At 70.8% G+C, this 16405-nt stretch carries 3 protein-coding genes; all 3 read right to left on the minus strand.

Annotated elements, in window-relative coordinates; translation table 11 throughout:
- Positions 1 to 127 precede the first annotated feature (127 nt).
- Genes ED92_RS17185 through ED92_RS17195 form a run of 3 tightly spaced genes read right to left on the minus strand, consistent with a single transcriptional unit; the run spans position 128 to position 16400 of the window.
- Positions 128 to 325 carry an MbtH family NRPS accessory protein gene (locus tag ED92_RS17185; protein ID WP_037339126.1) on the minus strand — a complete coding sequence of 66 codons (198 nt, stop codon included), beginning with the start codon at positions 323 to 325 and terminating at the stop codon, positions 128 to 130.
- An 11-nt stretch (positions 326 to 336) separates the two neighbouring features.
- The gene (locus tag ED92_RS17190) at positions 337 to 1569 is read right to left on the minus strand and encodes an MFS transporter (RefSeq protein WP_037339128.1); all 1233 of its coding nucleotides are present in this window, start codon (positions 1567 to 1569) and stop codon (positions 337 to 339) included.
- Positions 1566 to 16400 carry a non-ribosomal peptide synthetase gene (locus ED92_RS17195; protein WP_037339130.1) on the minus strand — a complete coding sequence of 4945 codons (14835 nt, stop codon included), beginning with the start codon at positions 16398 to 16400 and terminating at the stop codon, positions 1566 to 1568. The genes ED92_RS17190 and ED92_RS17195 overlap by 4 nt, the downstream gene beginning before the upstream one ends.
- Positions 16401 to 16405 lie beyond the last annotated feature (5 nt).

Here is a 16405-nt window from a genome sequence, read left to right on the forward strand (position 1 = left end):
GGCGGGCTCGCAGCCAGCGAAAAGCACAATCAGGCCGGCGCCGCAGACAGCTCTGCGACGCCGGCCTGACGAGAACCCCACAGGACGTGCCCGGGACGGCGGAACCGCCCCGGGCACCGCGATCGGGTCATTCGGCCGCCATACGCTCCCTGAGGCTTCGGGGACGCATGTCCGTCCAGACCTCGTCCACGTGGTCCATGCATTCCTGCCGGGTCCCGGTCTTGCCGTCGGGACGCCAGCCTTCGGGAATCTCTTTTCCCTCCGGCCACAGGGAGTACTGCTCTTCGTCGTTGATCAGCACCTGGAACGTGGTGTTGTCGTCCATCGGTTCTCTCCTTATTTCTGATGGGTTCCGGCTTCGAGTGGTGCGGAAGTGGCGGGGAGCCCGCGCAGAGTGGGGTTGAGGGTGGTGAACACGGTGACGACCGCGATGGCGCCCGCGCACGCGAGCACCGCGGCCGAGCCGGGCAGGGTCTCGACCAGCCAGCCGCCCAGCGCGGGACCGAACGCGGCGGCCAGGCCGCCGGTCACCCCCAGCACGCCGCCGAGCCGACCGCGCAGTTCGTCGGGGGTGTTGAGCAACTGGTAGGTGCCGATGGCGGTGTTGGCGGCGGGCGGCAGGAAGGCGATCCCCGCGAACAGCAGGCCCATGAGGTATCCGCTGTGCACGAAGATCGCGAGCGGTGTCAGTACGGTCAACGCCCAGAACACCCCGGCGATCAACAGGTACGGGCTGACCTTGCGGTACAGGACCGGCGCGGCCAGCGCACCGAGCACCCCGCCGGCGCCGAGCATCGCCGCCATGACGCCGATCTCCCCGGAAGGCATACCGCGGCCGTCGGCCAGCACGATGATCACCAGGTAGTAGGCCGAGAAGAACAGGTTGAGGCTGACGACGCAGAACGTCGTGACGCGCAGCCGCGGTTGCCGCCACACCCAGGCGAGTCCTTCCACGATCTCCCGGCCCAGATGAGCGGGCGGCCGGGCGCCGTCCCGGCGGACCGGCAGCCGCACGAACCACAGCGACACGAAGGCGAACAGGTGCGCCACGACGTCGAAGACGAACGGCACGAACCGGCCGAAGGAGAACAGGAATCCGCCGAGCGCGGTACCCGAGAGCTGGCCCGCGCTCGTTCTCGCGGCGTTCAGCGAGACCGCCGACGGTACTTCGTCCGGCTTGACCAGCAGCGGCAGGCTCGCCTCCTCCGCCGGTTCGAACAAGGCGCGGCACACTCCCATCACCACCGCGACGACGACCAGGAGCCCCACTCCGGCCACGTCCGACCACAGCGCCAGGACGAGCACGGCGGCCGCGATCGCCTGTGCGGCCTCGCAGCCGAGCATGATCCGCTTGCGTGACCAGCGGTCCGCGAACGCGCCGGCCGGCAGCCCGGCGGCCAGCTGGGCGATCGCCACCGCGCCGACCACGAGTCCTGATTGGACGCCGGATCCGGTGATCGCCAGCACCACCAAGGGAAAGGCGATCATCGTGGTACTGAAACCGGCCTCGGAAACGACCTGCCCGGTCCACAGGAGGCGGTAGTCGCGATTGTTCCGCAGCCCGCTCACGTTTCGTCACCCCGGCAGTCGGACGCGATGGCGCGCAAGGCGCCGGCGAAGTCCGCGGCGACGGCGGCCACCGTGGCCCGCGTGTTCAGGTGTGGCTGGTAGTACCAGGAGAACTCCAGCCGGCCGTCCCGCACGCCGCCGACCACTTCGAGGACATGCGCCGGGCGGTTCTCGGGGTCCTGCTCGCGTCCGAGTGGTGCGTGCGCCCGGTGGTAGAACCCGCTCCCCTCGCTCGCGTGGTCGCCCTGGCCCAGGTAGTTGAACGCGACCTCCGGTGCCGTGTCACCGAGTTCCGGGAAACGGAAGTGCCGCAGGGCTCCGTAGCCGAAACCGTTGCCGGGCAAGGCACGCAACTGCTTCCGGGTCGCCTTGACCAGTTGCCGCCAGCCCGCAGAGCCGTCGACCGTGAGCCCGACGGGGAACAACGTGGTGAACCAGCCGACGGTCCGGGAAAGGTCGACGTCGTCGAGGATTTCTTCGCGGCCATGGCCCTCCAGATCGACCGCGACGGCGGACTCCCCGGTCCAGCGGGTGAGCGCCCTGGCCAGCGCGGTCAGCAGGACGTCGTTGATCCGCGTCCGGTAGACGCCGGGGGCCAAATGCAGCAGGGCGTCGGTGTCGTTTTCATCGACCTCCACGGTCACCGATTCCGATGGCGCGGGCGGGACGCCGGTGCGGTCGCGCGGGATCGTGCGGCCGGGCAGCTCACGCGACCAATGTCCGTGTTCAGCGTCCAGTGCGCCGCCTTCCACGAACTCGCGCAGCCGGTGCGCCCACTCCCGGAACGACGTCGTCTTGGTCCCGAGGTCGGTCTTCTCACCGGCTTCGATCTGCCGATACGCGCGTTCGAGATCTTCGAGCAGGATGCCCCACGACACCGCGTCGACGACCAGATGATGCGCGGCGAGCAGCAACCGGGGATTCTCCGCGCCGTCCGGTTCCGTCAGCACCGCGCGCAGCTGCGGTGGCCGTGCCAGGTCGAAATCGGCCTGCGCGTACTCGGCCTCTTCCGCCAACTCGGCCGCGGGCACCGTCTTCAGCGCCGGCCTCGGCTCCGGCGGCTCGTTGTACTGCGTCCACCCCGCCTCGGTCCGCTCGAAGCGCAGGCGCAGCGCGTCGTGCTGGGTGATGACGGCGTCGAGCGCGAGCCGCAGCGACTCCTCCTCCACCGGCCCGTCGAGTTCGACGAGTACCGACTGGTTGAAATGCGCGGGATTGGCCGGTTCGCCGGCGAAGAACCACTGCTGGATCGGGGTCAGCGGAACATCTCCGACGACGACCTCGCGGTCCGCGTCCGCGGTGTCCACCGGTTTCACCACCGTCGCCAGCTCGGCGATCGTCTGGTGGGTGAACAGATCCTTCGACCGCGTCGACAGCCCGGCCCGCCGGGCGCGGTGGACGACCTGGATGCCGAGGATCGAGTCACCGCCGAGATCGAAGAAGTTGTCCGTGACACCGACCCGATCCAGGCCGAGGACTTCGGCCCACAGCTTCGCGAGCACCGCTTCCGTTTCGGTGCGCGGCTCCACGTGGTCCGCGCCCTGTACCGAGGACGGGTCCGGCACCGGGAGCGCCGCACGGTCGGCCTTGCCGTTGGCGGTGATCGGGATCGCGGCCACCGGTACGAAGATCGACGGCACGAGATAGTCGGGCAACGTCTCGCCGAGGAAGGCCCGCAGCCCCGCCACTTCGCCGACCACATAGGCGACGAGCCGTTTGTGGCCACCGATCTCCCGGGCGGCCACCACCGCCTCCCGCACCTCGGGATGACGTCGCAGCGCCGTCTCGATCTCGCCGAGTTCCACCCGGAAGCCGCGGATCTTGACCTGTTCGTCCACGCGGCCCACGAATTCCAGCACACCCCGAGCCGTCCAGCGGACCAGGTCGCCGGTCCGGTACATCCGGCTCCCCCGGTCGCCGAAGGGGTTCGCCACGAACCGGTCCGCGGTCAGGCCCGGGCGGCGCAGATAGCCGCGGGCGAGGCCGTCGCCGGAGACGAACAGCTCGCCGGTGGCCCCGATCGGTACCGGCCGCAGCGCGGCGTCGAGGACGTGGGCCTCGGTGTTCGGGATGGGGGTGCCGATCGGCGGTGGCACGCCCGGGGTCAGCGGCTCGCTCCACGAAGTGACCACAGTGGACTCCGTGGGCCCGTACGCGTTGATCATCCGCCTTCCGGGCGCCCAGCGGTCCACCAGCGACGCCGGGCAGGTGTCCCCGCCGACGATCACCGTGTGGAAGTCGGGCAGTTCCACCTCGGGCACGGTGGCCAGCGCGATCGGCGGGATCAGCGCGTGGGTGATCCGCCGCCGTCGCAGGACGTCGGCCAGCCCGGTACCGAGCAGCGGTCCCTCGGGCGGCACGACGAGCGCGGCGCCGGCGGGCAGGGACAGGCACAGTTCCAGGATCGAGGCGTCGAAGCTGGGCGAGCTGAAGGCGAGTACACGATCACCCGGCCGCACCTCGCAGTGCTCGATCTCGGCGGCGGAGAACGACGCGAGCCCGGAATGGGTGACGACGACCCCCTTGGGCCGCCCGGTCGAGCCGGACGTGTAGATCACGTAAGCGGGCTGTGCCGGGTCGATCCGAATACCGAGGTCGGTGTCGTCGTACCCGGCCGCGTCGACTTCTCCGTCCACCACCAGGACGGGGTCGGCGTCCTTCAGCATGTATTCGATCCGTTCGGCCGGATAGCCGGGATCCACGGGCAGGAACGCGGCGCCGGTCTTGGCCACGGCCAGTTCGGTGACCACGAGCGCCACCGAACGCGGCAGGCGGACGGCCACGATCCGTTCCGGCTCGGCACCTTGCTCGGCGAGCCATCGGGCCAGCCGGTTCGCCCTCGCGTTCAGCTCCGCGAAGGTCAGCGAGCCGGTGTCGGACACCAGAGCTGACGCGTCCGGTGTCCGGCGGGCCTGTGCCTCGACGAGTTCGGCCAGGGACGCCGCCGGGATTTCGCGCGCGGTGTCGTTCCAGGCTCGCAACCGGTCGAGTTCACCGCGCGGCAACGACGGCAGGGCCGCCATCGGCTGGTCCGGCTCGGCGGCGAGCACGGTCAGGAGTGCCCGCAGCCGCGCGATCAGCCGTTCGATGGTCTCCGCGTCGAACAGCCCGGTGCTGTAGTTGATCGCCCCGTGCACCGTGTCGCCGTCCTGTTCGAACTGCACGAGGAGGTCGAAGGGGGCCGACACCGCGGGCAGCGCGACCTCGCCCGCGACGACCGTGCCGGAACCCGGCCGGTCACCGGTGTTCTGCAGGACGACCATGGCCTGGAACAACGGCGTCCGGCTCGGGTCGCGGGCCGGTTGCACGGCGTCCACCACGCGCTCGAACGGGACGTCCTGGTGGGCGAAGGCGTCGAGCACCACGGTCCGCACCTGGGCCAGGAACTCACGGAAGGAGCGTCCGATGTCCACTGTGGACCGAAGGGTCAAGGTGTTGACGAAGAACCCGACGAGACGTTGCAGTTCGGCGCGTTCCCGTCCGGCGGTCACGGTGCCGACGGCGACGTCCCGCTGGCCCGACCATCCGGCCAGCAGGAGCTGACAGGCGGCCACCAGGGTCATGAACAGGGTGCCGTCCTGGGCGGTGGCCAGCGCCCGGAGCTTCGCGACGACGTCGGCGGGAAGGTCGAACCCCAGCCATTCGCCCTCCGTCGTGCGCACCGCCGGCCGGGGCCGGTCGGTGGGCAGCTCGAGCGGTTCCAGCCCGGCGAGGCGGTCCCGCCAGTGGTCCAGCTGCCCGCTGAGCTCGGGACCGTCGAGGAGTTCGCGTTGCCAGGAGGCGAAATCCGCGTACTGCACGGGAAGCTCGGGCAGTTCCGGCTCCTCGCCACGCGCGAGGGCGGCGTAGACCTCGTCGAGTTCGGCGGCCAGCACGCCCGACGACCAGCCGTCGGTGACGATGTGGTGCAGCGCCAGCAGCAGCACGTGCTCTTCGGACGTCCGCCGGAAGAGCCGTGCCCGCAGGAGCGGTCCGGTGCGCAGGTCGAACGGCCGCGACGCTTCCCGTGCCAGCACGTCTTCGTCGAACTCCTCGACCGGGAGGTCGACGTCGTAGGGCTCGTGCACGACCTGGACGCCGCGGCCGTCGATCGCGTCGAACGTGGTGCGCAGCGCTTCGTGGCGGGCCACCAGGAGATCCAGCGCCCGCTTGAGGACCGCGACGTCGAGTTCGCCGCGGAGCAGCAACGCCGTGGGCGAGAGGTAATCGGCGCCGCCGGGCTCGAACTCGTCGAGGAACCACAACCGCTGCTGGGCGAAGGACAACGGCAGGGCACCGTCGCGGGCCACGATCGGGATCGGCCGCGTTTCGGCCCGCCGATCCGGCAATGCCGCGGCGAACCGGCCGAGAGTCGGTGCGGTGAACAGCGCGCGCGGCGAAACGTCGACGCCCAGTTCCGCGCGCACCCGCGACGTGATCCGCATGCTGAGGATCGAGTCCCCGCCGAGTTCGAAGAAGCCGTCCGTCACCCCGACCCGGTCGAGTTTGAGCACCTCCGCCCAGATGACGGCGAGGCGGCGTTCGGTCTCGGTCCGCGGCGCCACGTACTCGGCCGCGGCGTCGCGGGCGGGTGCGGGCAGCGCTCGCTTGTCGATCTTGCCGTTACGGGTCAGGGGAAGGGCGTCGAGCGCGACGAGCGCCGACGGGACGAGATGGTCCGGCAAGCGGTCCCGCAACCAGTCCCGCAGCCCTTGCGTGTCACCGACGACGTAGGCGACGAGGCGTCCGTCGTGGGCGGTGACCGTGGTGTCGGTGACCGCCGGATGCTGCCGCAGCACGGCCTCCACTTCGCCGGGTTCGACCCGGAACCCGCGGATCTTGACCTGGTCGTCGACGCGGCCGAGGTAGTCGAGCCGTCCGTCGGTGGTCCAGCGCACGCGGTCGCCGGTGCGGTACATCCGGGTGCCCGGCGGGCCGAACGGGTCGGCGACGAAACGGTCGGCGGTCAATCCGGGGCGGCCGAGGTAGCCGCGGGCTAGCTGGACACCGGCGAGGAACAGCTCCCCCGGCACCCCGGCGGGGACCGGCGTGCCCGTCGCGTCCAGGACGTAGGCCCGCAGGTTGGGCAGCGGACGGCCGATCAGCGGCCGGTCCCCCGCGACCGGTGTGTGGACGGCGTCGACCGTCACCTCGGTGGGGCCGTAGTAGTTGTACGAGGTGACACCGGACGCCACCAGCTCGCGCCACAGCCACTCGCCGGTCGCCTCACCGCCGACGAGTACCGTGCCGGGCCGGTGTTCCCCGCTGAGCAGTCCTGCCTCCAGCAGCTGCCGGAGATAGGCCGGCGTCAGGTCCATCAGATCGATCCGGTGGTCGCGGACGTAGCCGACGACGGCGTGGGGATCGAGCCGGGTGTCGTCGTCGAGCACGTGCAGCTCGTGCCCGTCGATCAGGGCCAGGAGCGCTTCCCAGGACGTGTCGAACGACAACGACGCGGTGAGCGCCACCTTGCGGCGTTCCTCGGTGAGGAAGACGCGGCGGTGCGCGGCGAGCATGTTCATCAGGCCGCGGTGTTCGATGACGACGCCCTTCGGCGTTCCCGTCGAACCGGAGGTGTAGATGACGTACGCCGCGGTGTCCGCGCTCGCACTGGTCACCGCCGAGGTCGCGGGGCCGGGGTCCGTCCCGTCCAGCACGACGACCGGTCGCGCGTCCTGGAGCAGGAACCGTTTGCGTTCCTCCGGAAGGCCCGGGTCGATCGGCAGGTAGGTCGCGCCCGTCTTGAAGATCGCGAGGATCGCGATGACGGCTTCGGCCGAACGGGGAAGCGCGACGGCGACCACGGTTTCCGGACCCGCGCCGCGGGCGGCCAGGTGTCCCGCCAGCCGTGTGGCGCGGGCGTCGACCTCGGCGAAGTCCAGCACCGTGTCGCGGAAGACCAGCGCGCTCTCGTGCGGTATCCGGGCGACCGTGGCCTCGAAGACGTCCAGAACCGTGCCGGACGGTACGTCGATCAGCGGGCCGCTGCCGAAGGACAGCAGTTCACGTCGTTCGGACGTCGACGGCGGGGACAGCGCGTCGAGACGGCACCTCGGGTCCGCGGCGATGGCCCGGACGAAACCGGCGAGCCGATCCGCGAGACGGCGAACCGTGTCCGCGTCGAACAGCCGCGGGTCGTAGGAGAGTTCGAGCCCGAGCTTGTCGTGCAGGTAGGCGGTGAGGTTCAGCGGGAAGTTCGTCGTGTCGAGCGATTCGACGTCCAGCACGCGCACGTCGGCCTGTCCGCTGTCCTCGATCGGGTAGTTCTCGAACACCACCACGCTGTCGAACAGCGCCGTACCGGCCGGAACGGCCGTGAACGCCTGGAGTTCGGACAGGGCGAGGAAGTCGTACCGGCGCGCGTCGGCCTGCGCCGCCTGCGTTTCGCGCAGCCAGTCGAGTGCGAGTTCCCGGCCGCGGACCTCCACCCGGGTCGGGACGGTGTTGATGAACATGCCGATCATCGACTCGACACCCGGCATCTCCTCCGGGCGGCCGGACACGGTCGTCCCGAACAGGACGTCGGTTTCCCCGCTGTAGCGCGCGAGCAGCAGCGCCCAGGCGCCTTGCACGATCGTGTTGGCCGTGAGCGCCGCGGCCTTGGCGGTCTGGTGCAGCTTCGCCGATTCCTCCGGGGAAAGCTCGACCAGGACCGCCTCCGCGGATTCCGCCCGGTGCGCTTCCGTCGGCCGCCGGTCGAAGGGCAGCGGGGTCGGGGTGGCGAACCCGTCCAGGACGGCGCGCCAGTGCGCCTCCGCCGCGGCACGGTCCTGCGCGGCGAGCCAGGCCGGATAGTCGCGGAAGGGGCGTCGCGGTACCAGCCGCGCGGGGCGGCCTTCCACGATGGCCGCGTACTGTTCGCACACTTCGCCGAAGACCTGCGCCGTGCTCCAGCCGTCGAGCAGGACATGGTGCGAGGTCCAGACCAGCTGCACCTCGTCCTCGGTGAGCCGGGCGATCGCCAGCCGCATCAACGGTGGCTCGGTCAGCTCCATTCCCGCCGCCACGTCCTCGGCGAGCAGCTTCTTCAGTTCCCGGTCCTGCTCGTCCGGGGTGAGCGCACGCCAGTCGTGGTGCCGGACCGGGACCACGACCTCGCGGTGGACCCGCTGGACCGGCTCGTCGATACCCTCCCAGGCGGTACTGCTGCGCAGGATGGGCGTGCGGTCGACCACGCGTTGCCACGCCTCGGCGAGCGCGTCCGGACGGCTCACCCCGGCCAGCCGAAGCCGGAACTGGTCGAAATAGGCCGTCGATCCGGCGTCGACCAGGCTGTGGAACAGCATGCCCGTCTGCAACGGCGTGAGCGGGTAGATGTCTTCGATGTCCCGGCCGTCACCGGCGAAGCGGTCGACGTCCGCCTGCGAGAGCCGCGCCAGCGGGAAGTCCGACGGCGTGCGCCCACCGTTCTCGGCGCAGTGCGCGATGATCCCGCGTAACGCGCCGAGCATGGCGCCGGCGATCCCGCGCACGGTGTCCTCGTCGTGCACCTCGTCGGAATACTGCCAGGTGAGATGTAATTCGCCGCTTTCGACGACGCCGACGACGTCGAGCAGATACGGGCGGACGCTTTCCGGATCGCTGTCGTGTCCGAGGGTCTCGCCTCTGCCCCGGATCCATCCGCCGTCAGGGCTCCCCATGTCCCAGCGGCCGTGGTAATTGAAGGAAATCCGCGGTTCGGGGGCCGCTCGTAAAGCGGAACCCGGCGTTTCTCCGGCGTTCGAGTAGCGCAACGCCCCGAATCCCGCGCCTTTCGACGGGACCGCGCGCAGTTGTTCCTTCACGGATTTGAGCACGTCGCCCCAATCGCCTTCGGGCACGGCGAGCGAGAGCGGGTATTGCGCGGTGAACCAGCCGATCGTGCGCGAAAGATCCAGCGGGCCGGCGATCTCCTCGCGGCCGTGGCCCTCCATGGCGATCACCACTCGCGACCGCCCCGTCCACTGGACGAGCGCCCGGCCGAGCGCGCTCACCAGCACGTCGTTGACCTCCGTGCGGTACGCGCCGGGTACGTCGCGGAGGAGCGCGGTGGTCTCGGCCCGGCCAAGTGACACCGAGACACCGCGCTCCGACTTCGCGGTGTTGCGACCCGGGCGGTCAACCGGAATGTCCGTCCGAGCTCCGCGGAACGCAGTTTCCCAGTACCCGATTTCCTTGTCGAGCTGTCCCATTTTCGCGTGTTCGCGCAGAGAACGCGCCCAATACGTGAATGTTGTTCGCACCGGGGTCAGGGTTTCGCCCCGGTACGCGCGTTCGAGGTCGGCCAGCAGGATCCGCCACGACACCCCGTCCATGACGAGATGGTGGGCGGTGAGGAACAGCTGCGGTGCCCGGTCCCGGAAAGTGAACAGCACCGCACGCCACAGTGGCCCGCTGACCACGTCGAGCGACGTCTGTGCCCGCACGGCCTCGGTCCGCATGGCGGCGGAGACATCGTCCACTTCGGACAGATCGACGTGCCTCAGCAGGTCGGCCGGTTCGGCGGGGGCGGGTTCCTGTACCCAGCCCTCGTCCGTGCGGGAGAAGCGCATGCGCAACGCGTCGTGGTGCTCGCTGACGCGGTTCAGGGCGGAGATCAGCTTAGGTATGTCCACAGAGGACAGGACGACGTGCACGGACATGGTCAGCCGCCACGGCTCGTCCAGCCGCTCGAACAGCCAGGACTGGATCGGGCCGAGCGGCGCGGGTCCGGCGTCGTCCACCTCGACCTGTTCCACCGGCGCTTCGGTGCGGACGACGAGACCGAGCTCGGCGATGGTCTGGTTGCGGAAGAGGTCCTTCGACGACAGCGTCAACCCCGCCTGCCGGGCCGCCGCGACGACCTGAATGCTGAGGATCGAATCTCCACCGAGACCGAAGAAGTTGTCCTCGACCCCGACCCGGTCGACGCCGAGCACCTCGGACCAGATCCCGGCCAGTACGGCCTCGACGTCGGTGCGCGGTGCCACGTAACGGTTCTCGGTCCGGGCGCCGGGCTCCGGCAATGCACGGGTGTCGAGTTTCCCGTTGGCGTTGAGCGGCAACCGCTCCAGCGGGACGAACACCGCGGGCACCAGGTGCGCGGGCAGGGAGCGGCCGAGGAACTCCCGCAGCGCCGTCGTCCCCGGAACGGGTCCGGTCAGGTACGCGACCAGCCTTCGCGCGTCGCCGGTCCCGTGGGCGACGACGGCGGCCGCGTCGACGTCGGGATGGGCGATGAGCGCCGCTTCGATCTCACCGGGTTCGATGCGGAATCCGCGGATCTTGACCTGGTGGTCGGCGCGGCCGCGGTAGTCCAGTTCGCCGTCGCCGGTCCACCGCAGCAGATCGCCCGTGCGGTACATCCGGGTGCCGGATCCGCCGAACGGGTCCGCGACGAACCGCGACGCGGTGAGGCCGGGCCGGTCGAGATAGCCGCGAGCCAGGCCCGCCCCGGCGACGTACAGCTCACCGGTCACTCCGGGGGGCACGGGCGCGAGATCGGCGTCGAGCACGTAGGTCCGCAGGTCCGGGATCGGGACCCCGACGGTGGCCGTCCCGTCCGCCTCCAGCGCCCGGTACGTGACGTGCACCGTGGTCTCGGTTATGCCGTACATGTTCACCAGCCGCGGGCCGTCCGGATGCCGCCGGTACCACTCCGCCAGCCGCGCCGGATCCAGGGCTTCGCCGCCGAAGATCACGTATCGCAGGCTGAGCTCCGGAGTCGGCAGCGTGCTCAACCGGTAGAACGCCGACGGGGTCTGGTTCAGGACCGTCACCCGCTGCTCCGCGAGCAGCGCCAGGAACTCCTCCGGTTCGCGGACCGCGTCCTGCGGGACGACCACGAGCCTGCCGCCGTGCAGCAGGGCGCCCCACAGTTCCCAGACCGAGAAGTCGAAGGCGTAGGAGTGGAAGAGCGTCCAGACGTCGTTCTCGTCGAAGCCGAACCAGTGCGCGGTCGACGAGAACAGTCGGGTGACGTTGGAGTGCGGGATCAGCACGCCCTTGGGCACGCCGGTGGAGCCGGAGGTGTAGATGACGTAGGCGGTGTTGTCCGGCTCGACCCGCACTTCCGGAGCGGTGTCCGGGCGGCCGTCGGCCTCCACGGAGTCGACCACGCACACCGGTCGCGCGTCGGCCAGCGTCGCCTCGATCCGCGCCGCCGGATACGCCGGGTCGATCGGCAGGTACGCGGCGCCCGTCTTCAGTACGGCGAGCACCGCGACGACGAGGTCCGCCGAACGCGGTAGCCGCAGCGCCACCAGCCGCTCCGGTCCCGCGCCCTGCTCGATCAGCCGGTGGGCGAGGCGGTTGGCGCGCCGGTCCAGTTCGCCGTAGGTCAGCTCGGTGCTCCCGCTCGTCACCGCGATGGCGTCCGGAGTACGCGCGGCGCGTTCGGCGAAGAGTTCGTGCAGGACGGGCGAAGGTTCCGCCTGCGCCTTGCCGTTCCATTCCAGCAGCACCCGGTCGCGTTCGGCCGGGCTGATCCAGGGCTGCTGTCCGAGCGGCAGTTCCGGAGCCGTCGCGATGCCGTCGAGCAGGCGGCGAAGCCAGCCGGTCAGCCGCTCGATGGTGGCGGGATCGAACAGATCGGTGTTGTAGTTGACGAGCGCGTCGAGCCGGCCGTCGGTCTCCTGGAAGTGGATCGTGAGGTCGAAACCGGCGGTCACGACGGGCGGGGCCAGCTCTTCGACCTCCAGGCCCGCCATCGACGGCCGGGTGTCCGGGGTGTTGTGCAGTACCACCAGCACCTGGCACAGCGGTGTGCGGCTGGTGTCGCGTTCGGGCCGCAGGTCGTCGACGACCCGGTCGAAAGGCACGTCCTGGTGCGCGAACGCGTCCAGGACGGTGTCCCGCACGTCGTCGAGGAAGACGTCGAACCCGAGTTTCAAGTCCACTGTGGACCGCAGGACGAGGGTGTTGACGAAGAACCCGATCAGGCCTTCGAGATCCGTCCGCTCGCGGCCGGAGACGACGGTGCCGACGGCGATGTCGTCCTGCCCCGACCAGCGGGCGAACAGCAGTTCGCTCGCGGCGAGCAGCGTCATGAACAGGGTGCCGCCCTGATGCCGTGACAGCTCCTTGAGCCGCGCCGTGGTCCCGGCGGGCACACTGAATTCGTACAGGGCACCGTTCTTGGTCCGCACGGCCGGGCGGGGCCGGTCGGTGGGCAGATCGAGCGCGGGCACGCCGTCGAGGCGGTTGCGCCAATAGCTGAGCTGGGCGTCGAAGTCGGTACCGCGCAGCCGTTCCCGCTGCCAGACGGCGTAGTCCGCGTACTGCGCCGGCAGCGGTGGAAGGACCGGCTCTTCGCCGCGGAGGAACGCGCTGTAGCACGTGGCCAGCTCCGCCAGCAGCACGCCGGAGGACCATCCGTCGGTGACGATGTGGTGCAGCACGAGCGTGAGCACGTGGTCGCCGGGCGCGAGCCTGGTCAGCGCGACCCGCAGCGACGGCCCGCTGCGCAGGTCGACGGGGCCGGTCGCGGCGGCGAGGGCGCCGTCCAGGTCGCCCTCGGTGACGGGCACGTCGACCGCGTAGGGCGGGTGGATCACCTGGACCCCACGGCCGTCGACGGTCGCGAAGGTGGTCCGCAGGGATTCGTGCCGGGCGACCAACGTGGTCAGTGCGCGATTCAGCGCGTCCGTGTCCAGTTCACCGCGCAGCCTCAAGGCCGTCGGCGACACGTATTCGGTGCTGCCCGGTTCGAATTCGTCGAGGAACCACAACCGCTGCTGCGCGAAGGAAAGCGGTGCTTCGAACCGGCCGCCGTCCCTGGGCAGCACGGGAATCGCCGCCTGCGGTGCGGTGATCTCGGGCAACCGCAAGGCGAGCCGCGCCGGGGTGGGCGCGGTGAGGACGAGCCGCGCGGGCACGTCGGCACCGAGCGTGTCCCGGAGCCGCGCGAGCACACGGATACCGAGGAGGGAGTCGCCGCCGAGTTCGAAGAAGTCGTCGTCGACGCCCACGCGTTCGACACCGAGGACGTCGGACCAGATGGCGGTCACCAGCCGCTCGCGGTCGTCGCGGGGAGCCACGTACGGCGTCGAGGTGGTGTGTCCGGGATCGGGCAGGGCGCGCCGGTCCAGTTTTCCGTGTCTGGTCAACGGCAGTGCGTCCACGCCGACGAAGGCCGAGGGGACGAGATGGGCGGGCAGGACGCGGTGCAACGCCGTCCGCAGCGAGGCGGGGTCGGCGTCGCCGACGACGTAGGCGACCAGTTTGCCGTCCCGCGCGTCCACGGCCGCGTCGGTGACCGACGGTTGCGCGCGCAGTGCCGTCTCGACCTCGCCGGGCTCGATCCGGAAGCCGCGGACCTTGAGCTGGTCGTCGAGGCGGCCGAGGTGTTCCAGCCTCCCGTCGGCGGTCCAGCGGGCACGGTCGCCGGTGCGGTAGAGCCGGGTGCCGGGCGGGCCGAACGGGTCGGCGGTGAAGCGGTCCGCGGTCAGTCCCGGCCTGCCCAGATAGCCCCGGGCGAGCTGGGCGCCGGCGAGACACAGTTCGCCGGGCACCCCGGCGGGCACGAGCCTCGACCGTTCGTCCAGGACGTAGGCGGTCACGTTGCCGAGCGGCCTGCCGATCACCGGACGGTCACCGGTCACCGGCGCGCGGGTCGCGTCCACAGTGGACTCTGTGGGCCCGTAGTAGTTGTGGACCTCCGTTCCGGAAGCGGCGAGGGCGCGCCAAAGGTCGCTGTCGAGGGCCTCACCACCGACCATGAGGAACTTCGGCCGGTGCTCTCCCTCCAGCAGTCCGGCGGGCAGCAGTTGCCGCAGGTACGACGGAGTGACGTCGAGGAAATCGACGCGCTCGTCCCGCACGTAGCGCGTCAGCCCGTCGGGGTCGAGCCGGGTCTCTTCGGTGATGACGTGCAGTTCGTGGCCGTCCGCCAGCAGCAGGGGGCCTTCCCACGACGTGTCGAACGACAGGGTCGCGGTCAGCGCGACGCGCATCCGGTCGCGGCCGAACACGGTGCGATGGTCGGCGAGCAGGTTGACCAGGGCCGCGTGGCCGACGACGACACCCTTCGGCGTGCCCGTGGAACCCGAGGTGTGGATGACGTACGCGGCGTCCTCCGGCTGCGGCGGCGCCGGTCGCGGCTGACCGGTGGTGACCGTGAAGGTGTCGTCGAGGACGACGACCGGCCGGGTGTCGGCCAGCAAGGTCCGGATCCGCTCGGCCGGCAGGCCGGGGTCGATCGACTGGTGCACGGCACCGGCTTTGAGCACGGCGAACAACGCGACGATCGCCTCGGCCGAACGCGGCAGCAGCACCGCGACGATCCGGTCGGGACCGGCACCGCGGGCGGCCAGTTCCGCGGCGAGGCCGTCGGTGCGGGCGGCGAGTTCGGCGAAGGTCAGCCGGGTGTCGCCGCAGACGAGCGCGGTGTCGTCCGGCCGCGTCTTCGCCTGGTGGTCCAGAAGGCCGACGATGGTCGTCGCCGGGACCTCCAGCTCGTCGCTCCCCCACGACAGCAGGCGGCGTTCTTCGCCGTCGTCGGTGAGCGGCAGGTCGGCGATCCGGCGTCCGGGCTCGGCGGCGATCCCGGCCAGCAGCCGCAGCAGATGTCCGATCAGGCCGTCGATCGTGGCGGCGTCGAACAGTTCGGTGCTGTATTCGACGAGTCCGGCCAGCCCGCCCCGGGATTCCTCGAATTCGATCGAGAGGTCGAAGTTCGCCGCGTCCCGCGCGACGTCCGCCGGTTCCACCGTCAGGCCGGGGAATTCGGGACCGTCGCCGGAAGCGGAATGCAGCAGCACCATGACGTCGAACAGCGGGTTCCGACCGGCGTCGCGGTCCGCCCGCACGGCGTCGACGACCGCGTCGAACGGCACGTCGTCGTGGGCGAAGGCGTCCAGAACGGTCTGGCGGGCGTGGGTCAGGTGCTCGGTGAAGGGCACGGACCGGTCGACGGCCGAGCGCAACACGACGGTGTTGACGAAGAAGCCGACGACCCGTTCGAGTTCCGGCCGTTCGCGGCCCTGCACGACCGTTCCGAGCGCGATGTCCTCCTGCCCGGTGTAGCGGGCGAACAGCGCCTGGCACGCGGCGACGAGCACCGTGAACAGCGTCGTCTCCGACGAGCGCGCCAGCTCGGCCAGCCGTCCCGCGACCTCCCCAGGCACAGTGAACTCCCGTGTCGCACCGTCGGTGCTCCGGACGAGTGGCCGCGGCCGGTCGGTGGTCAGCTCAAGCGGGGCGACGCCGTCGAGGTGCGATTTCCAGTAGTCGAGACCCGCGCCCCGGAGCGGCCGGTTTCGCTGCCAGACGGCGAAATCCGCGTACTGCACCGGCTGGGCGGGCAGCCGGGCGCGGTCTCCGTCGCGGTAGAGCAGGCCGAGTTCCCCGGTCAGCACGCCCATCGACGCGCCGTCGGTGGCGATGTGGTGGACGCACACGAGCAGCACGTGCTCGGTCCCGGTGAGCCGCAGCAGCACCGCGCGCAGCAGGGGCCCGTGGACCAGGTCGAACGGCCGCGTGTACTCGGCGCGCAGGACGTCCTCGAGGTCGCCCGGCTCGACGTCCACGACGGGCAACGCGACCTCATCGGGCGGCCGGACGATCTGGAAGCCCTCGCCGTCGATCTCCTCGAAGGTGGTGCGCAACGGCTCGTGGCGAGCGACCAGCAGCCGCAACGCGGTGGCCAGCGCGGTGCGGTCGAGCGGTCCGGTCAGGCGCAGGGCGAACGCGCTGTTGTACTCGGGATCGTCCGGCCGCAGCCTGCTGAGGAACCAGAGCCGCCGCTGAGCGGACGAGAGCGGGATCGGGCGGGAACGGTCGGCGGCGGCCGGGATCTCCGGCGCCGGTCCTGCCGTTCCCGCCATCCGCGCGCGCAGCGCCTCCCGCAGGTGGGCGGGCAGTGCCGCGATGCGGTCCTGTCGGGACGAGGTCATGGTGG

Origin of the sequence: Amycolatopsis sp. MJM2582, assembly GCF_000754115.1 — a bacterium.
Classification (GTDB): domain Bacteria; phylum Actinomycetota; class Actinomycetes; order Mycobacteriales; family Pseudonocardiaceae; genus Amycolatopsis; species Amycolatopsis japonica.